This window comes from Dietzia sp. UCD-THP, from assembly GCF_000349585.1.
Classification (GTDB): Bacteria; Actinomycetota; Actinomycetes; order Mycobacteriales; family Mycobacteriaceae; genus Dietzia; species Dietzia natronolimnaea_A.
In genome coordinates this window covers 18,376-45,274 of sequence record NZ_KB714660.1, presented here as the reverse complement: position 1 = coordinate 45,274, position 26,899 = coordinate 18,376, and the positions used below count along the sequence as shown (strand labels likewise).

Here is a 26,899-nt window from a genome sequence, read left to right as displayed (position 1 = left end):
CCCTTCGGCAGGACGGAGCAACAGGCGGAAAAGTGACACGTGTCACGTTACCCCGCCGCCGGAGGTCCGCCGGCCCGATCGGCGCGTCCTGAACCGCGCGCCTCGCCAGCTCCGCCCGCTCCGGGTCAGCTCCCGAAGATGCGCCCCAGGCGATGCTCGAGTCCGGCCCACGCGTGGGCCGCGTCGATGTTCTCCGCGAGCACGTGCAACTCCACCCAGTCCGTGGCCTCGTCGTCGTCGGAACCCTCGCCCTCGTCCGTCCCCTGGTCCTCGTCCGATCCCTCGTCCACCACAAGGGTGCCGGGCATGAGGTTGATCATCCACAGCGCCAGGCGGCGACCGGCGGGTGTCCCGGACCGGATCGGGAGCCGCAGTGTGTGTGGGGAGATGGGCATGCGGGGGTCCAGCGCCCGGCGGGCCACGTCGGCGCCGCCACGCAGGAGTTGGAGCAGGAACCACCCCGCCAACTGCGGCGCCGCCCACGGCCGCCGACCGGTCCGGTCGCGCGCCGGTGGGATCGCCCGGAGGCTCAGAGCCGTCGCCGCCACGGCCGCCGCGAGCCCGTAGTACCAGAACCGCGGGTCACCCTCGGCGAGGACCCACCACAGGAGCAGCAGCGGCAGGAACCGGACGATCCCGGAACGGGCGTAGCGGATCATGAGGCCACCTCCGCGGCCACGAGGACCGTGGCCAGCCCGAGGAGGAGCAGGCCGCGTCCGGCGCGGGACCGTAGGAGCGCCTCGATCGTGTCGACCCCGCGACCCGCCCTGTCGGCGGGATGATGCGCGGTCAGGCGTGCGGCGGCCTGCTCGATCACGCGACGCGGACCCACGGCCGCCGACCGTGTGAACGCCATCGCCGACCGGACGAGCCGTTCCTCGGGGACGACCAGGTCACCGGGTGGGACAGTGCGGCCGTCGGGGTGGGCGGCCCACCCGGGCAGGATGTCCCGCGCGGACAGCCACCAGGCCAGCCCGCCGATCGCCAATCCCAGCAGAATCGGCCAGGTGGCGTCCCACAGGGTCACGGCGTCGAGGCCGGGGACCGTCCCGACCGGTAGCCAGAGGTCGGTGACGATCCAGGGCAGTGTGATCCCGCCGGCCACCAGGACCAGCCAGGCGGCGAGTTCGGCGTCCCCACGCCGGCGGGTCTCCGGCTCTCCGTGCGCGAGCAGCCACCCGAAGCGCAGGAGGAGCAGCGTCGACCCGGTCGCGATGAGGGGGAGCAGGGTGACGAGGTCCATCCCCAGGACGGTGGCCTCGCCGACGGCGGACTTGGCGGCGTACTTGCCCACCGAGCCGGAGCTGAACGGGGCCCCGGCCACCGCGAGCCCGGCCCCGACCAGCCCCACCACGACGATCCACCGTCTGACTCCCCGGGCGTGGTGCTTCCACACCGGGACACCGAGGAACAGCGCGCCCTTGGCTAGCGCGTGGTGGACGGCGTAGGTCACGGCGGCCGGCGCGACCGCCGGCGCGAGTTCGGGTGCGGCGAGCGCGACCCCGACGAGCGCGGCGAGGAACCCCATCTGGCTGATGGTGGAGTAGGCCAGCACCACCTTGGGGTCCTTCTGGAGCTCGCCGGCCGGGACCGCGAGGAACGCCCCGCCCAGCGCCAGCAGGACCAGGGTCAGTCCCCACCCGGGCAGGGCGACCTCCCCGAGGGGGAGGAATCGAAGCCACCCCACCAGGCCGGCCTTGACCATCGCGCCGGACAGGACCGCGCTCGCGGCGGGCGGCGCCGCCGGGTGGGCGAGCGGGAGCCACACGTGCAGCGGCAGCGTCCCGGCCTTCACGCCGAACCCGACCAGCAGCAGCGCGACGATCACCCCCGTGTTCGGCGCGGCGGCGACGGCGGCCGGGGCGTCGGCGAGCCGGGTCCCGCCCGCGGCGGCCACCATGAGGATCGCGGCGAGGATGGCGGTCTCGCTCACCACGGTGAGCACCAGGTAGACGCGCCCCGCCCGCATCGCCGACTCGGTCCGGTAGTGCACGACCAACCCGTAGGCGGCGAAGCTCATCACCGCGTATCCGAGGTAGAAGGTCACCGCGTCGGCCGCGGTGAACACCGCTGTGGTGCCGGTGTGGCAGATCAGGAGGAACGCCACGAGGTCGCGGCTGCGGTCCGTGGCCGTCCACGCGACCGCGGCCAGGGCGGAGCCGTAGAGCAGTGCGGACACCAGCACCAGCGGCCGGCCGAGTGCGTCGAGTTCGAGGTGGGTGCCCACCAGCAGCCACGGCACGTCGATCGGGATGCCCCCGCCCGCCCCGGGGGCCACGGTGAGCAGGATCGCGGGCAGGCACGTGAGGGGGGCCAGGCGGACCAGTAGCACTGATACCCCGCCGATGGCGCGGCCGCCCACCTCGCCGATGACGCGGCTCGTGGCCAGGATCCCCAGCCCCGCGGCGACCAGCAGGGGGAGCAGGAAGGTCGCGGTCCACAGCGTGGTGGTCACGGGAACACCCCTCGCGCGATGAAGGTGGCCATGGCCAGCGGGGCGTAGGGGGCGGCGGCGACGATCCCGACGGCCAGGGAGAGTCCGGCGGTGATGACCGCGGGGACGAGGAGGGCGGCCGGGGCCTCGAGCCCCCGCCGGCGTCGGTAGTCGGGCACCTCCGGCGAATCCTGGTGCGACTCCCCGCGCGATTCTTCAGCGCGTCGGAACCACATGGCCACGACGGGGGGCAGGAAGTACGCGCTGTTGAGCACCGCGCTGGCGACCAGGACCCAGACCACCCACTGGTTCTCCGAGTCGAGCGCCCCGAGCCCCAGCTCCCACTTGGAGATGAACCCCGCGACCGGGGGCACACCGATCATGCCGAACGCGCCGACGGTGAACGCCGCGCACGTCCACGGCATGCGTCGGCCCAGTCCCGCCAGGGCCGAGACGGTCTTGATCCCCAGGACCTCGGCGAACAACCCCGCGCAGAAGAACAGGGTGATCTTCATGAGGCCCTGGTGCACGAGGTGGGCCAGTCCGCCGGCGGTGCCCACCGCGGTGACCAGGGTGATCCCCAGCGTGATGTAGGACACCTGGCTGACGGTCGAGTAGGCGAGTCGCTTCTTGAGGTCGTCCTGGAAGAGCGCGCGTACCGATCCGTAGAGCACGGTGAAGGAGGCCAGGACGAGCAGGGGCGTGAGGACCCCGAGAGCGGAGGCCACCTCCACGCCGTAGACATCGTCGATCACGCGGACCAGGCCGAACACGCCCGCCTTGACCACGGCCACCGCGTGGAGCAGGGCACTGACGGGTGCGGGCGCGACCATCGCGCGGGGCAGCCAGCCGTGGAGGGGGAACAGCGCGGCCTTGACGCCCAGGCCGGCGACCATGAGGGCGAAGATCGCGACGGCCGTGGCCGGCGAGTCCGCCGCGAGCGCGCCCACCGCCTCGACCCCGCCCGGGGTGAACTCGACGTCGCCGACCAGGGCGGAGAGCCAGACGATCCCGGTGAGCAGGCTGAGCCCACCGCCGAGCGTGTACAGCATGTAGAGGCGGCCGGAGCGTCGCGCGGCCGCGGTGCCGTTGTGCACCACCAGTGGGTAGGTGACCAGGGTGAGCAGCTCGTAGAACAGCAGGAACGTCACGAGGTTCCCGGAGAAGGCGATCCCGACGGTCGCGGTCACGCACAGGGCGAAGAACCCGAAGAACCGGCTGCGGTGCGGGCGGTCCTCGAGGTATCCGATGGCGTACACGGTGGTCAGCAGCCATAGCAGGGACGACAGTCCCGCGAACAGCAGGGACAGGGGCTCGATGCGCAGGACGAAGTCGATCCCCGGCAGCAGCGCGGTCCGCCACTCGGGCCTGGCCCCGCCCACCACGACCGGCACCATCAGCGCGATGAGTCCCAGCTTGACCGCGGCGGCGCCGAGGTTGACGGTCGATCTCGAGCGGACTCCCCCCTCGGGGATGAGGAAGACGGCCACGGCGGTGACGAGCGAGATCGCCAGCGGCGCCAGGACGAGCAGGCTGCCCGGCAGGAGGTCCACGAGGTCGGTCACGGCTGGACCCCCGGGGTCAGGCCGACGGTCGCGAGCTCGGCGAGCGGGACGGAGGCGAAGGTCGCGCCGACGGTCACCAGCGCGAGCAGGAGGGGGAGCACGGTCACGACGCGGGGCGGGGCGGGGCGCGCCCGGTGCGGTGCGGAGTCGATGCCGTCCTCGGCCGCCCCGGTCAGCAGGGCCTGCAGTGGGCGCAGGAGGTACCCGGCGGCCACGAGCGTGCCCGCCGCAACCACCGCCACGATCCACCAGGCCCGGACCTCGACGGCAGCGGAGAGCAGCTGCCACTTGCCGGCGAAGCCGAGAGTCACGGGGAGCCCGGCCAGGCTGACCGCGCAGATCCCTATCGCCATGGTCACCACCGGCAGCTCGGCGCCCCGCCCGGTGAGGGAGTCGATCCGGTCGTTCCCGAGTTGCTCCTTGAAGATGCCCGCGGCCAGGAAGAGGGCAGACTTGGCGAGCCCGTGCGCCACGGCGAGGGTCACCGCCGCGCCCAGGGCCACCGTCGCGGGGATCCCCTGCCGGTCGGCGGCGGCGGCGAGCGGGAAGAAGAGGAACAGGTATCCGACCTGGGAGACGGTGGAGTACGCGACGAGCCGCTTGAACCCGGTGGCGCGGAGGGCGGCCAGGCCGGCCCACAGGATCGACCCGGCCGCCGCGACGCCGATCACCACCGCCACGCCGGTGACGGGACCGGCGACCTCGGTCCACACTCGGATGGCGACGACAAACGACGCTTTGACCACGAGGCCCGACAGGATCGGGCTCACCGCCGCCGGGGCCTGCCCGTGGGCCCCGGGCAGCCACCCGTGGAGCGGGAACACCGCCGACTTGAGTGCCATGCCCGCCATCGTCAGCGCCGGGACGGCCGTGAGGAGGGGGCCGTCGTCCGACCCGGCCAGACGCTCGCCCGCGAGCGCGAGGTCGAGGGTCCCGGTGGCGGAGTACACGAGCGTCAGAGCCAGTAGGAACAGCAGTGAGCCCGCGACCGCCACGATGAGGTAGCGGAAGGCCGCCCGCCAGGCGTCCGGTCCGCCCAAGGCGACCAGTAGGACTGCCGCGAGGCCGACGATCTCCAGGGCGACGTACAGGTTGAACAGGTCGCCCGAGACGAACACCGCCGCCAGGCCCGACCACGCGAGCAGCCACGTCGGCCAGAACCAGTCCCTGGACCCGGTGACGCCGGTCGAGGGAGGGTGAGCCGCTGCGTGGACCGACACCACGGCCCCGACCACCGCGGAGAGCAGCAGGAACGCTGCACTGATCCCGTCCGCGCGCAGCGAGATGCCGAGCGGGGGTCGGTGTCCGCCGAGGGACACCGCGAGCGGCCCGTGCGCGACGACCAGAGCCACCACCGCGATCCCCGTCGCGGCGGTGAGGAGCGCCGCGATCAGTCCGATCACCCGCCGGGCGGCGGTGGGGACGACGACGACGAGGACCGCCGCCGCCAACGGGAGCAACACGACGCCCGGCACCAACGCCGCCGCGGCGGAGGGGGCGGTCACCGGTCCCGCCCCCCGTCGCCTTCTTCGCCTGGCTCGTCTGGCTCGCTTGGCTCGTCCAGCTCGTCGATGCGGCGCGCGAGCACGACCCCGAGCCCGGTGAACGCCACGGTGATCACGATGCCGGTGAGCGCGAGGGCGTGGGGGACGGGGTCGGGTTCCTCCGCCCGTCCGGCGACGGCCAACAGGACCACCAGCGTGCCGGAGGCGGCCACGTTGAGGGCGACGAGCCTGCGGAAGCGGTCCGCGGCCAGCAGCATCACCACGAGTCCCGACGCCACGAGGACGCTGCCGACGGTCGAGTACCACGCGAAGGAGCTCATCTAGCGCCCGTCCCCGATCCGCGAGGTGTCCCTGCGTACCGCCAGGAAGATGAGGGTCAGACCCGCCCCGATGGACACGGTGAGCGCGGTCTCGACGCCGATCGTCGCCGCCGACTCCCACCCCGGGGGCATCGCAAGCCAGTGGCCGGCCAGCAGCAGTCCCAGGCCCCCGGCGGCGAGGAACGCGGCGGGGCCGACCACCACGAGCCACCGGCCGCGGCTGCCGTGCAGGATCCCGGGCGGCACCCCGGCCAGGGTCGCGAGGATCATCACGCCCGCGACGGCCGCCCCGCCCTGGAACGCCCCGCCCGGGCGGTAGGCACCGGCGAACAGGAGCCACGCCGCGAGGAGGAGCAGGACGGGTGAGGCCAGCCGGAGGAAGTCGGCGAGCGAACGGTGGACTGGGCCGGTCACGGCCCCGCCGGCCCGGTCCCCGACAGCCCATGGCACGGGGGAGCGCGGTGTCCGCGGCGCGACGGAGGCCAGGGCGAACGCCCCCACCACGGCCACGAGGATCACCGCGACCTCGAGCAACGTGTCGTAGGCACGGAAGTCCAGCAGGACCGCGGTGACGGGATGCCCCGTGGCGGTGGTGTCCATCGCCTCGGCGACGGTGTCGTTGAGCGGGGGGTGGCGGTCCGATCCGTCCGAGGCGAGGACCGCCCGCAGCAGCAGCGCGGCGAACCCGGCGCCGATCAAGGCACCGACCGACCACACCGCGACGCCGGCGCGACCGATCCGCGGGGCGGTGCCCCGACGGCGGTCGGCCACGGCGTCCACGAGAAGCGCGCCGGTCACCCCGGTCCCGATGGCGGCCTCGGCGAGCGCGACGTCCGGTGCGCGGACCCCGGCCCACACGAGCGCGAGGAGTCCGCCGAGAAGGACGAACGAAACGAGCGCGGTGAGGCGGTCCCGCACGGTGAGTGCCACGGCGGCCGCGGCGAGGGCCGCGCCGCCCACCACGATGTCGACCGCGCCGGCATCGATCACGGTATCGATCACGGCGTCGCCCCCCGGTCCGGCTCCGCGGCGAGCAGGGTGGCGGCCACGGCCGCGACGGCCATCCCGAGCACCCAGATGGTGGCGTACTTGGCGACCTCCCAGCCCGAGTCCGCCCGGAGTGAGAGCGCGAGCATCACGAACCCCAGCCCGAGGGTGTCCGCCTTCGTGATGGCGTGGAGGCGGCTGCGCAGGTCCGGGAATCGGAGCAGTCCGACCGTCCCGGCGGTGAAGAACAGGGCTCCGAGCACGGCGGCGATGACCACCGCGAGGTCGAGGACGGCGCTCGCACCACTCATCGCGGGCGGGCGGTGACCATCGTGACGGTGAGGACCAGGGCCAGCGCCACCAGGACGAGCGCCGCGTCACGCAGCGACGGAAGAGGGCCGATCACCGAGAGCACCGCCAGCGACGCCGCCCCGGTGGTACCGGCCAGGACGACCCCGGCCACGCGGTCCCGCGGGGCGGGTCCGCGGACCACCCGGACCAGGCACGCCAGGATGTTGAGCACCAGCACGATCACCAGGGCCTGCAGGACGACGGTCACCGGGGCCACGGCGACGATCCCTCCGGCCTTGACGCGGGACCGTGCACTACAACCCCAGCACGGAGCGGGCGATGAGGAAGTAGACGATCAGCCCGATCGCGTCCACGAACGTCGTGATGAACGGGTTGGAGAACACGGCGGGGTCGGCCTTGACGGACTGCGCGAGCAGCGGCATGAGCCCGCCCACGGTGGCGGCGATGGTGCACAACGCCAGCAGTGTCAGGCCGATGACCAGACCGAAGTCGAAACCGAAGATGAACCCGGCGGCGAGAAGACCCACGCCGCCTAGAGCCAGGCCCAGGATGAACCCGGTCCGTACCTCCTGCACGAGCACCCGTAGGGCGTCGCGGGGCCGGACGTCGCCGAGCGCCAGCGCACGCGTGACGGTCGTGGCCGCCTGGTTACCGGTGTTGCCGCCCGTACCGATGATGAGCGGCACGAACAGCGACAGCGCCACCACCTGCTCCAGGGTGGTCTCGAACACCGCCAACACCTGCACGGTGAGCGCGGCGCCCAGGGCGAGCACCAGCAGCCACACCACGCGGGAGCGGACGATGGACCGGACGGGCGTGGAGAGGTACGGCCGACGAAGGGGCTCGGCGCCACCCTGGCGGGCCGCGTCCTCGGTCTCGGCGTCCTCGAGGATCCGCAGCGCGTCGTCGACGGTGAGGATGCCCACGAGGCGGTCCTCCTCGTCCGTGATGGGCAGGACGATCACCCGCTCGTCCGCGCTGAGACGGGCGGCCTCCTCCTCGGAGGCCCGGGCGTGGATCGAGATGGCGTCGTTCATGAGGTCCCCGACGAGCTCGCGGGGATCCGCGCCCATCAGCGAGCGCAGACCGACCACTCCGATCAGTCGGCGGCCCTGGTCCACCACGGGGATCGTGTAAATGGTCTCCACGTCGGCGAGCCGGTCGTGGACCCTGGCGAGCGCCTGCTCGGCCGTCATCTCGGGTCGTGCCGAGACGAACTCCGGCGTCATCCTTCGGCCGATGGAGCCGGCCGGGTAGCCGAGTATCTCGTTGGTGAGGGCCCGTTCCTCGGGAGGGAGGCCGCGGAGGAGGCGGGTGGCGACGAGGGCCGGGAGCTCGTCCATGAGCGCCACGCGGTCGTCGGGGTCGAGTTCCTCGAAGAGGTGGGCGACCTGCTCCTCACGCAGGCCCCGGAGAAGATCCGATTGCACCGGGGCGTCGAGGGCCTCGAACACCACGAGCGCGCGTCCCTTGGGCAGCAGGCGGAACGCGACGGCCAGGTCCCTGTCGGTGCTGCGCTCGAACATGTCCACGACGACCTGGTCGGGGAGCGAGTCCATGAGGTGGGAGGCCGCTCGCAGGTCGCCGCGTGCGCGCAGCCTGGCGAGGCGCCGCGTCGCCTCGTCGAGGCTCATCTCGCCGTAGGAGGCGTCGTCATCGACGGACGCGTCGATGAGCGCGAACCCGGTGGCGTCGGTCGGTGGTGCTGCGGGATCATCCGCGAGATCGCGTGGGTCAGTCATCTCGTGTCACCTCCGTGGAGTCGGTCGGTGGCCCGGTCGTGAACTCGATCTGCGAGTAGCGGGTCGCGGTGGTGGGCGCGGCCCCGGAGAGGAACCCGGCGCGCGCGATGTACATCGCGCCGATCGCCGAGGAGGCGAACTGGAGGAGGGCGGCCACCGCCACCTTGGGCGCGGCCTCCCAGGTGGGGTGCAGCAGGAAGGCGCCCGCGATCACGAAGACCAGCCCGAGCCCGGCGGCCGCACCGATGGCCGACGACCGGACGTAGAGGTCGGGGAATCGCAGGAGACCGATGGCGCCGCCGAGGAACACCACCGCGCCGACGAGGACGGAGACCGATCCCAGGACTGTCGCGAGCAGTTCCCAGTTCATCGCCTACCTCCGGACATGAGTCGGGCCAGCGAGAGGGCGGAGACCAGGCCAACCAGTGTCGCGACCAGGACCAGGTCGTAGACGAAGGGGCTGTCCACTCTCACGCCGACCAGGGCGAGAAGGGCGATGAACGCGAAGAAGAGCAGGTCCGCCGCGATGGCGCGGTCCCCAGCGTGGGGGCCGCGGATCATGCGGTAGGAGGACAGGATCGCCGCGATGGAGACCAGGACGATGGCGATGTCGACGACGATCATCGGGCCAGCCCCTTCCTCCGGATCGCCCGCAGCATGTGGTTCTCCATATCGTGTAGCGACGCGGTCAGGTCGTCGGGATCCGGGAAGTACATGCCGTGGACCACGATCTCCCAGTCCTCACCGTCCCCGGGGTGATGCGCGCCCAGGGTCAGGGTCCCCGGCGTCAGGGTGATGAGGGAGGACAGCACCGTCACCTCGAGTTCGCTGCGGCACCTGGTGGGGAACCGCACGAAGCCCGGCGTGATCGAGGCGTGGGGCCGGAAGGCGTCGCGGACGACCTTCGCGCTGGTGGTGGTCTGTTGCCAGAAGAACCAGAGCAGGAACCACGCGATCCGCAGTGGCCAGGTCAGGGTGGAGGTCATCCGAGCACCGCCTGGATGTAGGTGGTCGGATCGTAGAGGTTGGCCGCGGCGGTCCCGGACAGCTCGAGCAGGAGCTGACCCCCCAGGCCCAACGCCAGCGTCACCACGGACAACGCCAGGGCGGGCGCCGCCAGTGCCAGGCCGATCCGGCGGCCCGGGGGCACGATGACCGGGTCGGGCGAGCCGGCTTCCGAGGTGTCGGTGGCGGCGGCGGTGTCAGTGGCGGTGGTGGATGCCCGAGCCGCTGTGGCGGTCGCCGTGGCGCCCGAAGCGGCGGCGGTGATCTCGACGCCGTCGCGGTGCCGCCCGTCGCGGTCCCTGCCGTCGGGGATGCCCGTCGCGTCCGAGTACGCCGGGTCCAGACCCTCCGGGAGCGTGCGGGAGTCGGTGGGCGTGGGTTCGCCCAGGAAGATCCCGGTCCAGATCTTGAGCATCGACAGCAGGGTCAGGATGCTCACCACCACCGCGACGGCCGCGGCGGCGATCTGGCCGGCGTCCAGGGCTGCGATGATCAGGCTGAGCTTGGCCACGAAACCGGAGAAGGGCGGGATCCCGGCCAGCGACATCGCGGAGGCGAAGAAGGCGATCGCGATGAGGGGTTCGGTCTTGGCCAGACCCGAGAGCTGCCCGAGCCGCCGGGGTCCGTAGCGCACCTCGATCGCGCCGATCGCCAGGAACAACGCGGCCTTGACGATCATGTGGTGCAGCAGATAGAAGATGCCGGCGGTGAGGCCGATGGGGCCGAACAGCGCGACTCCCAGCAGGATGTAGCCGATCTGGCTGACCATGTGGAACGCGAGGATCGAGCGGGGCGCGGCCTCGCCCACGGCGCCGAGCACGCCGATCAGCATGGTCGCCGAGAACACGACGACCCCCACCCACAAATAGCGCGAGTCGCCGTCGAAGATCACCGCGTAGATGCGGTATATCGCGTAGATCGCGATCTTGGTGTGCAGGCCGGAGAACATCGCGGTGACCGCGGGGGACATCTTGGGGTACGCGCGCGCCAGCCACCCGTGCACGGGGACCACCGCCGCCTTGATCGCGAGCGCGAAGAGCACGAGGGCGGTGGCCACCGCGACGGCCGTGTCCTCCGAGGCGGCGCCGTGGAGCTGGGCGATGTTGACGGTCCCCGTGAGCCCGTAGATCAGCGCGACCCCGATCAACAGGATGGTCGAGGCGAGGAGGTTCACCGAGATGTAGAGGCGCGAGGCCGCGACGCCGGCCACGCTCGCCCGCCCGGATCGGGTGATCATCATGAGCCCGTAGGAGGGCAGGAGCATGACCTCGACAAAGACGAAGAAGTTGAACAGGTCCCCGGTGAGCAGAGCGCCGTTGACGCCGGCGGTCACCAGGAGTACCAGCGGAGGGTAGAACCTCTTGTAGGCCTCGCCGGCCGCGACCGCGAAGGCCGCGCATGTGAGCGTCAACAGGCTCGTCACCGTGAGCATGAGCGCGGAGAACATGTCGAGCACGAACGGGATGGACACCCCGGGTGCCCACAATGCGACCTGGTGCACCACGACCGAGCCGTCCGCCACCCACGGCACGGTGGCGACGGCCGCGGCCAGTTGCGCCACGAGCACCGCGAACAGCACGGTGAGGATCAGCCGCGTCCTCGAGGCGACCGCGACGAGCACTCCCGCCGTCAACAGCGGGACGGCGACGAACAGGGTGAGGGCGGACTCCAGGGTCATCGGTGGGCCCCTTCCGCGTCGTGGGTCGACGGCTCGTCGGGCTCCGGGTCCTCCGGGTGGGCGCCGCCCGGGGCCTCGGGCAGGAGGTCCAGATGGTCGAGGTCGCCGATGTCGGTGTCGTCGTCGTCACCACCGATCACCGCCAGCACGAGCAGGTAGATCGTGATGGCGAACGCGATGACGATGGCGGTGAGGACGAACGCCTGCGGCAGACCGTCGGAGGTGAGCGCCGGGTCCGGGTCGGACACCAGCGGGGCCTCGCGGCGCGATGCACCGCCGGCCGCCATGAGAGTGAGGTGCGCCGCGTGGCTGAGCAGGATGAAGCCCAGGATCACCCGGACCATCCCGCGCTGCAGGACGAGGAACACGAAGCCGGCCATCAGGACGCCGACGGAGATCGCGAGGGTCATGCCTGTACCTCCCGGTTGTCGGCGACGTCACGGTTGTCGGTGACGTCGATGACCCGATCCGCGTCCTCGGTGGCGGCCGGGGCGGTGGCCTCGGCACCCGGACCGGTGGGCGGTGGCGACGGCACGGCGGGCTCATCGCTCCGGTCGTCCCCGCCGAGCTTGTCGATCGCGGCCATGATCACGCCGAGCACGGCCAGGTAGACGCCGACGTCGAAGACCAGCGCGGTGGTCAGGTGCACGTCACCGAGGTAGGCGTGCAGCGGGAGCAGGAACGAGCCGTCGACGAAGCCCGCCAGGCCCGTGACGACGCCGATGATGACGCCCGCCGCGATGACCCCGACGTACGGCACGCGGATCCGCGCCGCCTCGTCGCTCGGTGCCCGCAGGTAGTAGATCGCGATCCCGGCCCCGCCGATGAGCGCCGAGTTGAACCCTCCACCGGGGGCGTTGTGGCCGCGGACGAGGAAGTAGAGCGAGAGCAGCACGATCAGGGGGCCGAGGATGCGGGCGAACGTGCGCAGGAAGACCCCGTTGTCCCGCGCGGAGAGCAGGGGCGAGTCCGCACCGACGGCGAGCGGCACCTCGCGGCGGGGCAGGGCGCGCCTGGCGTGCAGCGCGAGGATCACCGCGAGCCCGGCGACCCCGAGGACGGTGAGCTCGCCGAGGGTGTCCAGGGCACGGTAGTCGACCAGGACGGTGTTGACCACGTTGATGCCGCCGGTGTCCTCTTCGGCGTTGTCGAGGAAGTACCGGCCGACTTCGGAGAGCTCCCGGCGACCGGTCATGGCCCACACCGCCGCGCCCGAGGCGAGGCCGACCACGATCGCGACCGCCGCGCTGACGAGCGTGCGCGAGCGGGAGACCGTGTGGAAGGCGCGGGGCAGCCGCTGGAGGACCAGGACGATGACGACGACGGTGAGGACCTCGACGAGGAGCTGGGTCAGCGCCACGTCGACCGCGCCCAGGGTGAAGAACCACAGCGCCATGGCGAAGCCGACGATCCCGACGTTCGCGACGGCGCCGAGCCGGGAGCGGGAGATGACCATGGCCGCGGTGCCCACGACGAGCAGGACCACCACGATCCAGTCCTCCGCGCGGACGGGTGAGCCCACCTCGGGCTCGGGGCGGACCGCCACGACTCCGACGGCCGCCAGGGCCACCAGCACCAGTAGTACCGCCCAGACGTGCCGGGAGATCCGGTCGGTGCGGGTGACGTCGCCGACGCGCGCCCCGCCCGCGATGGCCCAGCGGCGCAGGGCGTCGACCGTCGCCACACCGGTGATGGGGGCGAGCTCGCGGTCGAGGAAGCGGTCGACCGGGTGGCGCACCACGACCAGCACGATTCCCAGCGTGATCACGATCATCGACATGAACAGCTCGGGCGCGAACCCGTGCCAGAGTCCGAAATCGGCCTCGTAGCCCTCCCCGATCGACGCGCGGGCGGCGGCCGCGACCGTCGGCTCGAGCAGGAACCCGGTGAGCCCGAGCACCAGTCCCAGCACCGCGGGGAGGGCGGCGGGGAGGAAGAACGAGGCACGCGGGGCCTCGATGGTCTCCGGGGTGCTGTGCACCGGCTCGGGCCCGGGACCCGCCGGCGGGCCGTGGGTGACGAACCCGCCGAGCAGGAAGCGCGCGGAGTAGGCGAAGGTGAACGTGGCGGCGAACACCGCCAGGGCGCCGAGCGCGGGACCGGCCCACGCGCCTCCCGGCGCGTCGAGCATGGACTTGAACATCCACTCCTTGGACACGAAGCCCAGCAGAGGGGGCAGCCCCGCCATCGATGCCGCGGCCAGCCCCACACCGATCGCGGTGCCGGGCATGATGCGGTACAGCCGCGGCAGGCCGCTCATGGCGCGGGTGCCGGTCTGGTGGTCGACCACGCCCACGAACATGAACAGGGACGACTTGAACAGCGCGTGCGCGATGGTGTGGATGATCGCGGCGACCATGGCGGCCGGGGTGCCCACACCGATCGTCGCCACCAGGAACCCCAGCTGGCTGATCGTGGAGTAGGCGAGCAGTTCCTTGAGGTCGTCGCGCTGCATGGCGAACACCGCGCCGAGGACCGCGGTGGTCATCCCGCAGCTGATGAGCAGCAGGTTCCACACCGGGACGTCGTGCAGCGCCTCGGAGAACCGCAGCAGCAGGTAGATGCCCGCCTTGACCATCGCGGCGGCGTGCAGGTACGCACTGACCGGGGTCGCCGCGACCATCGCGTCGGGCAACCACGCCTGGAACGGGAACTGCGCGGATTTGGTGAAGGCGGCCATGGCGATGAGCACCGCGATGACGGCGGCGAAGGCGGGGTCGGCCGACCACACCGGATCGACCAGGATCTCCGACAGGACCGTGGTACCGGTGCGGACCACCATGAGCGCCGCGGCGGTGAGCAGACAGAGCCCGCCGGCGACGGTGACGAGCAGCGTCCGTACGGCGGGTTGCGTGCCCTTGGGCCCCGCGAGCGTGATGAGGAAGAACGAGCAGAGGGTCGTGAACTCCCACGCGACGAAGAGCACCACCACGTCGTCCGCCAGGACGAGCCCGAGCATGGACGCCGCGAACAGCGTCATCAGGCCGTAGTACCCACCGTGGCCCGAGCCGCGTCCGAGATACCGGGACGAGTAGGCCATCACGACGGCCCCGATCCCGAGGACGATCATGGTGAACACCCGGGCCAGCGGATCGAGGGACAGACGGAGCTCGACCCCGAGTGCGGGCATCCACTCGACCGACGCGACGGTGTCGACGGGGATGGCGAACCAGATGTACAGGGCGAGGCCACCGAGCATGGCGGCGAGCGGCCACCCCGCGTCCCGCCCCATCATGCGGGCCAGCAACGGTGAGATCGCCGCGATGCCGAAGGCCACTGCGAGGGCGAGGGTCAAGGTCACGTGCCGTTGGCTCCGGTGGTGGTCGGGGTGGGCGTCGGAACAGACCCGTGGGAACCGAGCCCGCCGACCCAGGTTAACACTCCCGATCGCGGCGGATTCGAGCAGGATTGAGGGGCATGCCGAATGACCTGCGGGAACGGGTGCTCTACATCACTACCATCCACGGCATGCCCCCCATCCCCAGTGCAGCCGCCAGGACGGACGACCCGGCGGATGAGCCCGTGGACGACCGGGCCGACGACCACACCGACGACCGGGAGGGTGACCCGGCGGGTGAGCCGGTCGCCGCGACCCCGGACGCACCGGGGCCCGGCCGGCGGGCGCTGGCGCTGGTGGTGCTGGTCCTGCCGTTGGTCCTGGCCGCGCTGTGGGCTGCCGTCGGTCCGACCCCGGCCGAGGACCCCGACCGCGCCGGTGCGGGTGGGCCCCTGCAGTCCGCACTCGCCGACGCCTCGGCCCAGTCCACCTTCACCAGAGCCGGGGCGGAGCAACTCCGGGACGGGTCGGCCGAGCTGGCGGACGGGGCCGAACAGATGCGAGCGGGTGGCGCCGAGCTCGCGGGCGGGATGGACCAACTCCAGTCGGCGATCGGCCAGGCGGGCAGCGGTGCGACCGAGGTCGCCGGCGGGGTGCGGGAGGTCGTCGGGGCGGTTCGTGGGGTGGCGGTGATCCAGGGGCAGGTCTCGACGGCCATCGAGGACGCGCTGGGGCGCCTACAGGGCGACGCCCCCGAGGTGGTCCGCGCCAGGGAGGCGCTCCTCGGCCTTCGCCAGCAGCTCGCCACCCAGGGGATGGGACAGGGCACCCTCGACGGACTCGACGCGCTGGAGGGTGGGGCCGACGAGCTCGCCCGCCAGCTCTCCGCCCCGGGCGCACCCCTGCGTGACGGTGTGTTCCAGCTGACCCGGGGATCGCACGATCTGCGGGACGGCGCCGCGGAACTGGCCGCCGGGACCGTGGAACTCCGCGACGGCGCCGCCGGGGTGGCCGGATCCGCGGAACGGACCGACGCGGCGGTCAGCCGGGCCGGACGGGCGCTGGCGGCGGAACGCGGAGACGCCGGGGCGGCCGCCGCGGAGGCCGCCGACGCCACCCAGCGCCGCACCTCGGCAGGGATCCTCGCCCTCGCCGCGGCGGCGGTGCTGGGGGCGCTGCTCGTGCAGCTGGTCCGCCGGCCCGGCTCCGGTCTCACCGAACCGGTCCTCGCCCTGGCGGTCCTGTCCGCGGGCCTGTCCGCGTGGGCCCTCGCCACGGCCGACGCGCCGACCGCCGCGACAGCGGCGGCCGTCGTGGGACTGATCGTCCTCGTCGTCGTCGCCTCGTCGACCCTCTGGCACGCACTGACGGTCGTGCTCGGTCGGTGGCCCGGCCGCGTGGCGGGTCTGCTCGTGGCGGCCACCTCGATCGGGGTCGCCTGGTGGGTGTGGGTGTCCGGGGGTGCCCCGACCGCCGCGCTCACGGCGGTGTCGGGCACCCCCACCGGTCAGGCCACCGCAGCCCTCGACGCTGTTCTGCTGGGTGGCTCGCCGACGGTGGCGTGGACCGGTGCCGCGGTGCTGGCCGCGGTGGCCCTGTGCGCCGGTATGGCGTCCGGGATCTGCGGCCGGCGGCCCGTCGGTCGCGCTGGCCGGCTCTCGATCAGGTCTCGAGTGGGGCGTCCACGCCGCCGTCGGTGAGCATCGGGACGTCAAAGACGAACTCGGGGATCGCGAACGCGTCCACCAGGGTCCGCGCCTTGCCCGCGAGCTTGGTGCACAGGCGGTTGCGGGCGGCGGTCGCGGCCTTGGTGCGCTCGGTCGTCAGGCGGTTGTGCTCGAGGAACCAGCCCTTGTCGCGGTCCACGATGTCCAGGACGTACAGATCGCACAAGGTTCCCAGGACCTCCTTGGCCTCCGGGTCCTCGCAGGCGTCCACGGCCTCGGCGAAGCGGGCGAACACCCAGCTGTCCATGTGCGCGCGCCCGGCCTGCAGCATGTGGTCCTGCGCCGAGTTGAACACCTTGAACGCCGCCGAGCCGTCCTCGCCCTGGGCCTTGCGCAGGCGGCGCGCGACGGTCTCCAGCAGGTGCTCCTCCCGGTCGACCAGCAGCTCCAGCTGGTTGGCGCGGTCGAGCAGGTCGGTGTTCTCCCGGTCCGTCACGGTGTCGATGAGCTTCTGCCACAGCGTCGACGCACGCGCCTTCTCCTGCACCACGTCCACCGCGGTGGTCAGGGCGAAGGCCACGGTCTCGCGCTGGTCCATGTCCCCGAACTCGGCGGCGTAGGCGCCGAGCAACTCCTTGGCCACCAACTGCGTGAGCACGACGTTGTCGCCCTCGAACGTGGAGAAGACGTCGCAGTCCTTGCGCATCTCGGTGAGCAGGTTCTCGGACATGTACCCGGCGCCGCCGCACGCGAGGCGGGCCTCGATGATGGTGTCGTTGGCGAACCCCGTCACCGTGGCCTTGATGCCCGCGGCGTGGGACTCCATCTCGCGCCGACGCTCGGCGTCGAAGGCGTCCGGGTTCTTCTCGAAGTCGTGCAGGTCGGCGACGATCGCGTTCTGGGCGCACGCGTAGGCGTACGCGCGGGCGATCCGCGGCATCAGGCGTCGCTGGTGCTCGCGGTACTCCAGCAGCGGGATGCCCTTGCCCGTCTCGGGGTGGTCGAACTGGCGGCGGATCAGCGAGTACCGCACCGCCATGGCCAGCGCGGTCCGGGCGGTGGCGCCGGCGGCCGCCCCCACCGACACGCGGCCGCGGATCAGCGTGCCGAGCATGGTGAAGAAGCGGGCGCCGACCGAATCGATGGGCGACGAGTACCGGCCCTCGGCGTCCACGGCGCCGAACCGGTCGAGGAGCGCCTCGCGTGGCACCCGCACGTGGTCGAACATGATCTTGCCGTTGTCCACGCCGAGCAGTCCGCCCTTGTGGCCGTGGTCGGTGGTGGTGACGCCCGGGAGGTCGTTGCCGTCCTCGTCCCGGATCGGCACCAGCAGGCAGTGGACCCCGTGGTGGACCTCCTCGCCGTCCTCGTCATGCGTGATGAGCTGGGCGAACACGGCGGCCATCGAACCGTCGCGGGCGGCGTTCCCGATGTACCACTTCTCCGAGCTCGGAGTGGGGGAGTGGACGACGAACTCGCCCGTGTCGCGGTCGAAGGTCGCGGTGGTCTCGAGGTTCTGCACGTCCGAGCCTCCACCGAGCTCGGTCATGGCGAAGCATCCCATCAGGTCCAGCGACATGACCTTCGGCAGGTACCTGCCGCGCGTCTCGGCGTTCCCGAGGTTCGCGATGGCCCCACCGAACAGGCCCCACTGCACGCCCGCCTTGACCATGAGCGACAGGTCCAGGTGGCCGAGCATCTCGAAGGAGGTCAGCGCCCCGCCGGTGTCCCCTGTGCCGCCGTCCTCGGTGCGGAACCCCAACCCGGGCAGACCCGAGTCGGCGAGGAGCCTCATCTGCTCGAGCACCCGCGCGCGGTGCTCCTCCATCGTCGCCCCGATCGGGTTGAGCATGTCGGGGGTCATGGCCTCGCGCGTCATCCGGCGCGCGTCCGCCCAGCGGCCGTCCAGAACCTTCTGGAGTCCTGCGGCGAGGGCGGGGTCCCCTTGGCCGGTCGTGGTGATCCGGCCGTAGTGGGGGTGCCCCGCACTGGCCGGCTGGGGGGCCGCCGCGCCGGGGGCCGCGGCGTTCTGGACGTCGGTCTCGTTGGTCATGACACAACCCTACGGATCTGTTACGCCGACGTGCACCGGAAGCGTGGTCGTCGCGACTCGGTTGTGCGCCGGTCCGGGTCCGCCCCTGCCCCACAAATGAGCGAGGTCCCGGACCGTGAACGGCCCGGGACCTCGCATTGTCGGGGTGGCGGGATTCGAACCCACGACCTCTTCGTCCCGAACGAAGCGCGCTACCAAGCTGCGCCACACCCCGCTGACAACGAGGGATACTCTAGCGCCCCGCCGGATGAATCGCGAAACCGGGGTGTATCGCGAAACCGGGGTGACGCGCGGAACCGGGTCAGGCCGGCAGCGGGATCCGTTCGCGCAACGGCGTCTCGGGGACCGAGGCCTCCTCGCCGCCACCGCCGGGCCCGGCGACCAGCTCGAGCAGCGTCGCCTCTGGTCTGCAGAACGTCCGGACCGGCACGTACGGCGAGGTGCCGAGTCCGGCGGACACGTGCAGGACCAGGTTCCGGCCCCAGGCGGACAGTCCCTGGGCGCGCGAGCGGTCGATGCCGCAGTTCGTGACGATCGCCCCCGTGGGGAGGCAGAGCTGCCCACCATGGGTGTGGCCCGCCACCGCGAGGTCGTACCCGTCGGCGTCGAAACGGTCGAGCACCCGGGGCTCGGGGGAGTGGACGAGGCCGATCCGCAGGTCGAACGCCGGACCGGCGGGTCCCTCGATCTCGCTGTAGCGGTCGCGACCGATGTGCGGGTCGTCGACCCCCGCCACCAGGACGCGACGGCCGTCCACGGAGATCTCCGCGCGCCGATGGGTGGCGTCCACCCATCCACGCTCGGAGAACGCGGCCTTGAGGTCCCGCCACGGCAGCGGAACGGAGGAGTGCTTCTTCCGTCCGACGCCGAGGTATGACAGGGGGTTCTTGGGTACCGGCGCGTAGTAGTCGTTGGAGCCGAACACGAACGCCCCCGGCCGGCCCAGCAGAGGACCGAGCGCCTGCACGACGGACGGCACCGCGCGCACATCAGAGAGGTTGTCCCCGGTGTTGAGCACCAGATCCGGCTCCAATCGGGCCAGGGCCGCGAGGAACTCCTGTTTCCGTTTCTGACCGGGCATCATGTGCAGATCCGAGATGTGCAGGATCTTCAGCGGCTCCGAGCCCGGCGCGAGCAGCGGGAGGGAGTGACGACGGACGGTGAACGCGTTGCGCTCCCATCCGGACGCGTAGACCGTGCCCGCCACGACCGCGCCCGCGAGGACGGCCGCCGCGCGGGCGGAGGGGCTCGACGGGGTGCTCCGGGGCCGGCGGGAGGGGCGCTGCATCCCACCATCCTACCGGCGGTGCCCGTGTGAAGGCGCCACCCGGCAGCGCTTACCTCGGCGGGGAGATGGTGATGGGCGCCAGACCGGGGACGTTCAGCACGACGGGCTCGTCCCCGATCGCGGCCCCCGGACCCGAGGCCTCCTGGCCGTCGGTGCTCCGGGTCGCGGCGCCGCCGCCCCCTGAGCCGTCGGAGACGCGGAGGGTGACCTGGGATCCGGGGATCCCGGTCCCGCCGCCGAGCCCCACGACGGTGCCGTAGGGGCGTCCGGTGCCGGAGACGAACTGGGTGTTGACGACGAATCCGGCGGCGGTGAGCAGGGAGGTCGCCGCGGACTGGCTCATCCCCTCGACATCGGGCATCGCCGCGCCGCTGGTGCCGGCCTGATAGGCGGGATCAGGTGCGGGCAGCTGGACCGGGCCGTAGATCTGGGCGATCGGGGTGAACGCGGAGAACCAGGTGTTGGCCGGTTCGAGACCGCCGAAGAGGTTGCCGAACGCGCACTGGCGCAGGGGGCTGGTGCACAGCTCGCTCGTGGTGGTGCCGTCGTTGAAGGCGTAGACGGCGGCCGAGTAGTTGTTGGTGTACCCCAGGAACGCCGAGGAGCGGTTGGCCTCGGTGGTCCCGGTCTTGCCCGACATGGGCAGGCCCCATCCGGCGGCCCCCGCCGCTCCCGCGGCGGTGCCGGCTCCCACGTGGTCCTTGGACAGGGCCACCGAGAGGGTATCCGCCAACCCGGGCTCGACCACCTGCTCGCACCCCGGTTCGTTCAGCTCGACCGGCGCCCCGGTGCGGTCGGTGATCGACTCGATGGGGCTCGGCGGACACCAGGTTCCGCCGGAGGCGAGGGTGGCCCCGACGTTGGACAGCTCCAGGGCGTTGACCGCCGTGGGGCCGAGGGTGAACGATCCCAGGTTGTTCTTCTTGATGAACCCGGCGATCGAGTCGCCGTCCGCCGCGGTGCCCTTTCGGTCGTACGACCGCATCCCGAGGCGTACCGCCATGTCGACGGTGGGGGCGACGCCGACGTCCTTGATGAGGTTGACGAAGGTGGTGTTGGGCGACTGGGCGAGCGCGTCCGCCACGGACAGTGACGCCGGGTACGATCCGGCGTTCTCGACGCAGTACTGGGCGGGCGGGCATCCGCGGGCGCCACCGGCACCCAGTCCGGAGACCTGCACGCGGCGCGGGACCGACAACGTGGTGTTGGTCCCCATCCCCTTCTCCATGGCCGCGGCCACCGTGAAGACCTTGAACACCGAGCCGCCGCCGTCCCCGACGAGCGAGAACGGCTGGGGCTGGACGGTCTGGCTGTCGCCCAGCTCGAGGCCGTACTGGCGGCTCGAGGCGATCGCCGCGACCTTGTGGGAATCCCGGCCGGGACGCACGACGCTCATGACCTGCGCCACGCCCTGGCCCGTCGGGTTGCCGTAGGTGTTGAGCGACCGCTGGACCGAGTCGTGGACGGTCGGGTCGAGTGTGGTGCGGATGGTGTACCCGCCCTCCTGGACCATCTCGCGGCTCAGGCCGTTCTGGTCCAGGTAATCCAGCACGTAGTCGCAGAAGAACCCTCGGTCGCCGGCGGTGATGCAGCCACGGGGCAACGAGTTGGGGCGTTCCAGGACGCCGAGGGGCTCGGCCGCGAAGGCCGCGCCCTCGGCTGGCGAGATCGCGCCGGTCTGGACCATGGTGTCGATGACGGTGTCGCGACGGTCCTTGGTGTCCTCGGGGTTCGCGTACGGGTTGAACATGCTGGTGGACTGGATCATCCCGGCGAGCATGGCGGACTGCGGCACGGTCAGCTCGGAGGCGTCGACCCCGAAATACGTCTGGGCCGCGGTCTGGACGCCGAAGGCGCCGTTGCCGAACGAGATCAGGTTGAGGTACTTGCTGAGGATGTCGTCCTTGCTCATCTCGGCGTCCAGCGTGAGCGCCATCCGGATCTCTTTGATCTTGCGCGCCGGGGTGGTCTCCACGGCGGCGCGCCGTTCGGCGTCGTTCTCCGCGGAGACGAGGAACTGGTAGTTCTTCACCAGCTGTTGATCGATGGTGGAGGCGCCCTGCTGGACGTCGCCGGACGTGGCGTTGGTGAGCGCCGCGCGGATCGTGCCCCGCCAGTCCACGCCGTTGTGGTCGGCGAACCGGCGGTCCTCGATCGCGATGATCGCCAGCTTCATGTTCTGCGAGATCTGCTCGCTCGGGACCACCACGCGCTGCTGGTCGTACAACCAGGCGATCGGTGTCCCCTCGGAGTCGGTGACCGTGGAGATGGACGGGAGATCGCCCTTGATCAGGTCCGCCGAGGTCCCGGACAGGGAGTCCGCCATCTTGTTTGAGGCCAGGCCCGCCGCCCCGGCGATCGGGAACAATGACCCGGCCGCCACCACCCCGGCCGCGACACAGGTCGCGGCCAGCTTTCCCAGCGAACTCATAGCCGACACGGGGCCAAGAGTACGTGAACACCCCCGTCCCGCCACCCCGCGAGGCCTCCGTCGCACACGACTCTTTACTTCTGTTGTGTGACTGCGGTAACAATATTAGAGAACGCGGGACGTTTCGGACCCGGATGAGGTTGTGTGACGGACCTCACGGCCGAGAGGCTCCCGCGGACACCGTGGGCCCGCCGCGCCGGGCGGGTCCAGAAGGCCGGAGGCGTGTGCGGCAGACCCGTCCGCGACTCCACACAGACAGGGGTACTTCGATGACGGCCACCCTTCCCGGGACCTCCCGGACCGACGACGCCGGGGTCCGCCCCGGTTCAAGCAATCCCCTCGGTTCCGAGGAGACGATCATCGGGGAGGGGCGCCAGGAGTGGGTCGCCCGGGCCCGGTGCAAGGACATCGACCCGGACGAGCTCTTCGTCCGCGGCGCCGCGCAGCGCAAGGCTGCGTCCATCTGTCGCCACTGCCCGGTCCTGCTGCAGTGCCGTGCCGACGCGCTGGACAACCGCGTGGAGTTCGGGGTCTGGGGCGGGATGACCGAGCGTCAGCGGCGCGCCCTGCTCAAGCAGCACCCCGAGGTGCGATCCTGGGCCGACTTCTTCGCGCAGCAGATCGAGCGCCACACCGTCATCTACTGACGCCCACCGGCTCCGCACCCCACCGGCGTACCCCACCCCCACCTCGACGCGACCCGCGGCTCCCGCCGCGGGTCGCGTCGTCCGTTCAGGCCCGGCCCCGGTCTACCCGCAGAGCTGGTCACCCACTCAGTCTGTTCACCCGCAGAGCTGGTCACCGACCGAGCGCAACGCCTCCAGGTTGGAGATCTCGAACGGCAGCGAGGGCACTCCCACGATCCGCACGTCCGGATGGGTGTCCGTGAAGGACTCCAGCAGGCGGACCTCCTGCTTGGCCGTGCCGGCCCGGTCGGCGTGGATCCGCAGCACCGCCTCGGCCTCGGGGTTCCCCGCCAAGCGGTCGGCCGCCGCACACGCCTGCTCGGCCGTCAGGTCGGTGAGCCGCGGGTGCGTGCGGTTGATCACCACCCCCGCGAGCGGCATCGACTCCTCGGAGAGCCGTTCGGTGAAGAACGCGGCCTCGCGCAGGGCGGGTCGTTCCGCGGACGAGACCACCAGGAACTCGGTGCCCTTGCGGCGCAGGATCGCCTGGGTGCGGGAGGCCCGCGTGGCGAACCCGCCGAAGGTGGAGTCCAGGGCCACGACCATCTCGGAGGCGTCCTTGAGCATGGAGGACCCGACAACCGCCGACACCCCCCGCATGGCGGTGCTCATGGCGCCGGTCATCAACCGGCCGACCCCGCGGCCGGGCGCAGCGAACACCCGCATGAGACGACTGTCCATGAAGGCACCCAGGCGGCGCGGGGCGTCGAGGAAGTCCAGCGCGTTGCGGGACGGAGGGGTGTCCACCACGACGAGGTCCCACGTGGAGTCGTCGAGCAGCTGCCCCAGCTTCTCCATGGCCATGTACTCCTGCGTCCCCGCGAACGAGGTGACCATGGTCTTGTAGAAGTGGTTGTCCAGGATGGACTGCGCCTTCTCGGGCGTGGTGTTGGCGGTGACCAGCTCGTCGAACGTGCGACGCATGTCGAGCATCATCGCGTGCAACGAGCCGTCCGACTCCGCGTGCTCCGGTCCCAGGTCCACGCGGGACGGCTCATTCGAGAGGTCGTCGATCCCCAGCGCCTGCGCGAGGCGCCGGGCCGGGTCGATGGTGAGGACCACGGTGTCGCGGCCGAGTTCGGCGGCGCGCAGGGCCACCGCGGCGGCGGTGGTGGTCTTGCCCACCCCGCCCGCGCCGGTGCAGACCACGACCCGGGTCGCGGGGTCGGTGAGCAGTCCGGTGATGTCGAGACGACGAGTCATGATCAGTGCACTCCCTGGTCGGCGAGGGCGGAGGCGAGGTCGTACAGGTCGGAGACCTCGACGCCGTTGGGCAGGGCCGGCAGTACGAGGGTCGGGCAGCCGGAGGAGGTCAGGGTCTCGCCGGCCTTGAGCTGTCCGCGTGCGACGCGGGCGTGCTCGATGGCCTCCACCAGGAGCCCCTGCAGGCCCTCGTCGTCGAGCTCCACACCGGTCTCCTCGAGACCGGCCAGCACCGCCTCGGCGTCGATGTCCTCCTCGGCGATCCTCTGCAGCGCGGCGTCGTCGAGGTGCCGGGTCTCCGCCCGGTTGATGATCACCTGACCCACCCGCAGATCGTGGGACCGAAGCTCCTCGATCGCCTCGATGGTCTCCTGGACCGGCAGCGATTCGAGCAGGGTCACCAGGTGCACGACGGTCTGTGGGGAGTGGACCAGCTCGGAGACGGCATCGGCCTGACGACGGATGGGCCCGCCCGCCGCCAGGTCCGCCATCGCGGTGGTCACGTCGAGGAACTTGCCGATGCGACCCGTGGGCGGGGCGTCCACCACCACGGCGTCGTACACGACCTCCTTCTTGGCGTGCTGGCGCGTGACGACCTCGTAGATCTTGCCGGTCAGGAGCACGTCCTTGAGGCCGGGAGCGATGGTGGTGGCGAACTCGATCGCACCCACCGACTTCATCACCTTGCCCACCACCCCGAGGTGGTAGAAGGTGTCCAGATAGTCGAGCATCGCGGCCTCGATGTCGATGGCCAGCGCGAACACCTTGCCACCGCCGTCGACCCGGGCCACGAGTTCCTCGCGGTACGGCAGCGGCGAGCGGTCGAAGATCCGGGCGATGCCCTGGCGTTCCTCGACCTCCACCAGCAGGACGCGCTTTCCGGTCGAGGCCAGCGCCAGCGCGAGCGAGGTGGCGACCGTGGTCTTGCCGGTGCCCCCCTTGCCGGAGACGTAGTGGAGGTCCGCGCGGGCGGAGGCGTCGGACCAGCCGGTGGACAGCTCGTCGGCGATCGTCGACCTCACTGACTGACTCGACTCGGTCGACTGACTCGACGTGGTCGACGTGGTCGACTGCGTTCCTGATGTGTCGGTGGACGGCATGCGGTCCACCCTAAGCGGTTCCACCACGTCGCGCGGGCCGCCCGCGACTTCCCTAGAGTGGGGGCATGAGCGAATCCACCCCCGCAGCCCGGTTCGAGTACGTGACGGTCCCGCTGCTCACCCACGCCACCAAGCAGATCCTCGACCAGTGGGGCGGTGACGGTTGGGAGCTGGTCTCCGTGCTGCCCGGGCCCACCGGCGAGCAGCACGTCGCCTACCTCAAGCGTCAGCTCTGATGCCCGAGGGCGAGGGCGGGGGTTACTGGACCCGCAAGCTCGAGCAGCTGGGGATCGACCTGCCGACCGTCGTCCCCCCGCTCGCGAACTACGTGCCCGCCGTGCGGACGGGCGCCTACGTCTACACCTCGGGTCAGCTGCCGATGATCGACGGCGCTCTCGCCGCGACCGGCAAGGTCGGTGCCGCGGTCTCCCCGGAGACGGCGGCCGATCTCGCCCGGACCTGTGCCCTCAACGCGCTCGCCGCGGTCGACGGCCTGGTGGGCGTCGACTCGGTGGTGCGGATCGTCAAGGTCGTCGGTTTTGTCGCGTCGGCCCCGGGCTTCCACGCCCAGCCCGCGGTGATCAACGGCGCCTCGGATCTGCTGGGTGAGATCTTCGGCGACGCCGGCGTCCACGCCCGCTCCGCCGTCGGGGTCTCCGAGCTGCCGCTCGACGCGCCCGTCGAGGTCGAGCTCATCGTCGAGGTCGAGGGATAGGACCGGGCGATGGTCTGGGACGGAGAATGTCGATGAGCGGCGGTCTGGCCCCGATCACGTTCCCGGCGTACGAGACCCTGCGCCCCGTCACCGACCTGGCCGGGGTGATCCTCTGCGACAACCCCTCGGAGATGACCTTCGAGGGGACCAACACGGTGGTGCTGCGGGCCCCGGGTTCGCGCACCTCCGTGGTGGTGGACCCCGGGCCGGACGATCGCGCGCACGCGGAGCGGATCGCCGCGATCGTGGGGGAGATCGAGCTCGTCGTCATCACCCATCGACACGGGGACCACACCGGCGGGATCGACCACCTCCGGGCGCTGACCGGCGCACCGGTCCGGGCGGTCGGGGAGACGTACTGCCGCGATGCGGCGCCGTTGGTGACGGAGGGCGACGACGACGAGGTGATCCACGCCGCCGGGCTGGACCTCACCGTGCTGGCCACACCCGGGCACACCGCGGATTCGATCAGCCTCGAGGTGCGTCCCGCGGGTGCCGGGTTCACCGCTCGGGCGGACTGCGTGGTGCTCGGCGACACGATCCTGGGTCGCGACTCGACCGTTCTGGACTCCACCGACGGCGATCTGGGGGACTACCTGCAGAGCCTCGACCAGCTGGCCGCCCGCGCCGACGGCGTGGTGGGCATCCCCGGCCACGGTCCGGATGTGGCCGATACCGCTCGTGCCGCCCAGGTGCTGGCCCGTCACCGGCGGGACCGGCTCGAGCAGATCGCGGCCGCCCGGGACGTGCTGGGTCCCGACGCGTCCGCCGAGCTCATCACGCAGCACATCTACCGGGACGTCTCGCCGTTCCTGCTCAAGGTGGCCGAGCAGTCCACCCTCGTGGCCCTGCGCTACCTGGACCGGTCCGGCTAGTCCTGCCGACCCGGCCCCGGCCCCGGCCCGCCCACCGCCCCGGCCCGGCCCCCATC

General features: G+C 71.7%; 25 protein-coding genes and 1 tRNA gene. 5 read left to right on the top strand and 21 right to left on the bottom strand.

The annotated features are described in order from the left end of the window. Positions 1-125: 125 nt before the first annotated feature. Genes H483_RS36550 through H483_RS36480 form a run of 15 tightly spaced genes read right to left on the bottom strand, consistent with a single transcriptional unit; the run spans position 126 to position 14,849 of the window. Complete coding sequence (locus H483_RS36550) at positions 126-659, bottom strand: Na+/H+ antiporter subunit E (protein WP_017838360.1); 534 nt, start codon at positions 657-659, stop codon at positions 126-128. Next, a complete protein-coding gene (locus tag H483_RS36545) occupies positions 656-2,455 on the bottom strand; it encodes a proton-conducting transporter membrane subunit (RefSeq protein WP_017838359.1) in 1,800 nt (599 codons plus the stop codon). Before H483_RS36545 ends, H483_RS36550 begins: the two co-directional genes overlap by 4 nt. Then, a complete protein-coding gene (locus H483_RS36540) occupies positions 2,452-3,999 on the bottom strand; it encodes a complex I subunit 5 family protein (protein WP_017838358.1) in 1,548 nt (515 codons plus the stop codon). Before H483_RS36540 ends, H483_RS36545 begins: the two co-directional genes overlap by 4 nt. Continuing rightward, entirely contained in the window at positions 3,996-5,504 is a 1,509-nt protein-coding gene (locus H483_RS36535) for a complex I subunit 5 family protein (protein WP_017838357.1), read from the bottom strand. The genes H483_RS36540 and H483_RS36535 overlap by 4 nt, the downstream gene beginning before the upstream one ends. Continuing rightward, positions 5,501-5,824 carry an NADH-quinone oxidoreductase subunit K gene (locus tag H483_RS36530; protein WP_017838356.1) on the bottom strand — a complete coding sequence of 108 codons (324 nt, stop codon included), beginning with the start codon at positions 5,822-5,824 and terminating at the stop codon, positions 5,501-5,503. The genes H483_RS36535 and H483_RS36530 overlap by 4 nt, the downstream gene beginning before the upstream one ends. Continuing rightward, positions 5,825-6,826, bottom strand: coding sequence for a hydrogenase subunit MbhD domain-containing protein (locus H483_RS36525; RefSeq protein ID WP_017838355.1), 1,002 nt, complete (start codon positions 6,824-6,826; stop codon positions 5,825-5,827). Beyond that, complete coding sequence (locus H483_RS36520; RefSeq protein WP_017838354.1) at positions 6,823-7,122, bottom strand: monovalent cation/H(+) antiporter subunit G; 300 nt, start codon at positions 7,120-7,122, stop codon at positions 6,823-6,825. The genes H483_RS36525 and H483_RS36520 overlap by 4 nt, the downstream gene beginning before the upstream one ends. Continuing rightward, a complete protein-coding gene (locus tag H483_RS36515; RefSeq protein ID WP_017838353.1) occupies positions 7,119-7,379 on the bottom strand; it encodes a hypothetical protein in 261 nt (86 codons plus the stop codon). Before H483_RS36515 ends, H483_RS36520 begins: the two co-directional genes overlap by 4 nt. 37 nt (positions 7,380-7,416) lie before the next feature. Continuing rightward, entirely contained in the window at positions 7,417-8,865 is a 1,449-nt protein-coding gene (gene mgtE, locus H483_RS36510; protein WP_017838352.1) for a magnesium transporter, read from the bottom strand. Then, a complete protein-coding gene (locus tag H483_RS36505; RefSeq protein WP_017838351.1) occupies positions 8,858-9,235 on the bottom strand; it encodes a monovalent cation/H(+) antiporter subunit G in 378 nt (125 codons plus the stop codon). Before H483_RS36505 ends, mgtE begins: the two co-directional genes overlap by 8 nt. After that, the gene (locus H483_RS36500; RefSeq protein ID WP_017838350.1) at positions 9,232-9,489 is read right to left on the bottom strand and encodes a monovalent cation/H+ antiporter complex subunit F; all 258 of its coding nucleotides are present in this window, start codon (positions 9,487-9,489) and stop codon (positions 9,232-9,234) included. The genes H483_RS36505 and H483_RS36500 overlap by 4 nt, the downstream gene beginning before the upstream one ends. Then, on the bottom strand, positions 9,486-9,851 hold the full coding sequence (locus H483_RS36495; RefSeq protein WP_017838349.1) for a Na+/H+ antiporter subunit E: 366 nt from the start codon (positions 9,849-9,851) through the stop codon (positions 9,486-9,488). Before H483_RS36495 ends, H483_RS36500 begins: the two co-directional genes overlap by 4 nt. Beyond that, the gene (locus H483_RS36490) at positions 9,848-11,548 is read right to left on the bottom strand and encodes a monovalent cation/H+ antiporter subunit D family protein (RefSeq protein ID WP_017838348.1); all 1,701 of its coding nucleotides are present in this window, start codon (positions 11,546-11,548) and stop codon (positions 9,848-9,850) included. Before H483_RS36490 ends, H483_RS36495 begins: the two co-directional genes overlap by 4 nt. Continuing rightward, positions 11,545-11,958, bottom strand: coding sequence for a sodium:proton antiporter (locus H483_RS36485; RefSeq protein WP_017838347.1), 414 nt, complete (start codon positions 11,956-11,958; stop codon positions 11,545-11,547). Before H483_RS36485 ends, H483_RS36490 begins: the two co-directional genes overlap by 4 nt. Next, positions 11,955-14,849 carry a DUF4040 family protein gene (locus H483_RS36480; protein WP_017838346.1) on the bottom strand — a complete coding sequence of 965 codons (2,895 nt, stop codon included), beginning with the start codon at positions 14,847-14,849 and terminating at the stop codon, positions 11,955-11,957. Before H483_RS36480 ends, H483_RS36485 begins: the two co-directional genes overlap by 4 nt. Positions 14,850-15,016: 167 nt before the next feature. On the opposite strand from H483_RS36480, the gene H483_RS36475 reads away from it, so the two are divergent. Further along, positions 15,017-16,525, top strand: coding sequence for a hypothetical protein (locus H483_RS36475; RefSeq protein WP_152428074.1), 1,509 nt, complete (start codon positions 15,017-15,019; stop codon positions 16,523-16,525). On the opposite strand, the gene H483_RS36470 is transcribed toward H483_RS36475, so the two are convergent. The 4 genes from H483_RS36470 to H483_RS36455 all read right to left on the bottom strand — a co-directional run bounded on the left by H483_RS36470 (position 16,488) and on the right by H483_RS36455 (position 22,264). Further along, on the bottom strand, positions 16,488-18,545 hold the full coding sequence (locus H483_RS36470) for an acyl-CoA dehydrogenase (protein ID WP_017838344.1): 2,058 nt from the start codon (positions 18,543-18,545) through the stop codon (positions 16,488-16,490). The genes H483_RS36475 and H483_RS36470 overlap by 38 nt on opposite strands. Positions 18,546-18,685: 140 nt before the next feature. Beyond that, positions 18,686-18,759, bottom strand: a tRNA-Pro gene (locus H483_RS36465). Between the two features lie 87 nt (positions 18,760-18,846). Continuing rightward, entirely contained in the window at positions 18,847-19,833 is a 987-nt protein-coding gene (locus tag H483_RS36460) for a metallophosphoesterase (protein WP_017838343.1), read from the bottom strand. 49 nt (positions 19,834-19,882) lie between these two features. Then, on the bottom strand, positions 19,883-22,264 hold the full coding sequence (locus tag H483_RS36455; protein ID WP_017838342.1) for a transglycosylase domain-containing protein: 2,382 nt from the start codon (positions 22,262-22,264) through the stop codon (positions 19,883-19,885). A gap of 269 nt (positions 22,265-22,533) precedes the next feature. On the opposite strand from H483_RS36455, the gene H483_RS36450 reads away from it, so the two are divergent. Further along, a complete protein-coding gene (locus tag H483_RS36450; RefSeq protein WP_017838341.1) occupies positions 22,534-22,911 on the top strand; it encodes a WhiB family transcriptional regulator in 378 nt (125 codons plus the stop codon). A gap of 135 nt (positions 22,912-23,046) precedes the next feature. On the opposite strand, the gene H483_RS36445 is transcribed toward H483_RS36450, so the two are convergent. Both H483_RS36445 and H483_RS36440 read right to left on the bottom strand, forming a co-directional pair. Next, positions 23,047-24,153, bottom strand: a complete 1,107-nt coding sequence (locus tag H483_RS36445) for an ArsA family ATPase (RefSeq protein ID WP_017838340.1) — start codon at positions 24,151-24,153, stop codon at positions 23,047-23,049. Between the two features lie 2 nt (positions 24,154-24,155). Beyond that, positions 24,156-25,253, bottom strand: coding sequence for an ArsA-related P-loop ATPase (locus H483_RS36440; RefSeq protein ID WP_017838339.1), 1,098 nt, complete (start codon positions 25,251-25,253; stop codon positions 24,156-24,158). Positions 25,254-25,318: 65 nt separating this feature from the next. Here H483_RS36440 and H483_RS39305 point away from each other — a divergent pair, with 65 nt between their 5' ends. Genes H483_RS39305 through H483_RS36430 form a run of 3 tightly spaced genes read left to right on the top strand, consistent with a single transcriptional unit; the run spans position 25,319 to position 26,843 of the window. Further along, positions 25,319-25,489: a hypothetical protein gene (locus tag H483_RS39305; protein WP_017838338.1), complete on the top strand. Its 171-nt coding sequence runs from the start codon at positions 25,319-25,321 to the stop codon at positions 25,487-25,489. Beyond that, the gene (locus H483_RS36435) at positions 25,489-25,968 is read left to right on the top strand and encodes a RidA family protein (RefSeq protein ID WP_017838337.1); all 480 of its coding nucleotides are present in this window, start codon (positions 25,489-25,491) and stop codon (positions 25,966-25,968) included. Before H483_RS39305 ends, H483_RS36435 begins: the two co-directional genes overlap by 1 nt. A gap of 32 nt (positions 25,969-26,000) precedes the next feature. Continuing rightward, on the top strand, positions 26,001-26,843 hold the full coding sequence (locus H483_RS36430; protein ID WP_017838336.1) for an MBL fold metallo-hydrolase: 843 nt from the start codon (positions 26,001-26,003) through the stop codon (positions 26,841-26,843). The last annotated feature ends 56 nt before the right edge of the window (positions 26,844-26,899 follow it).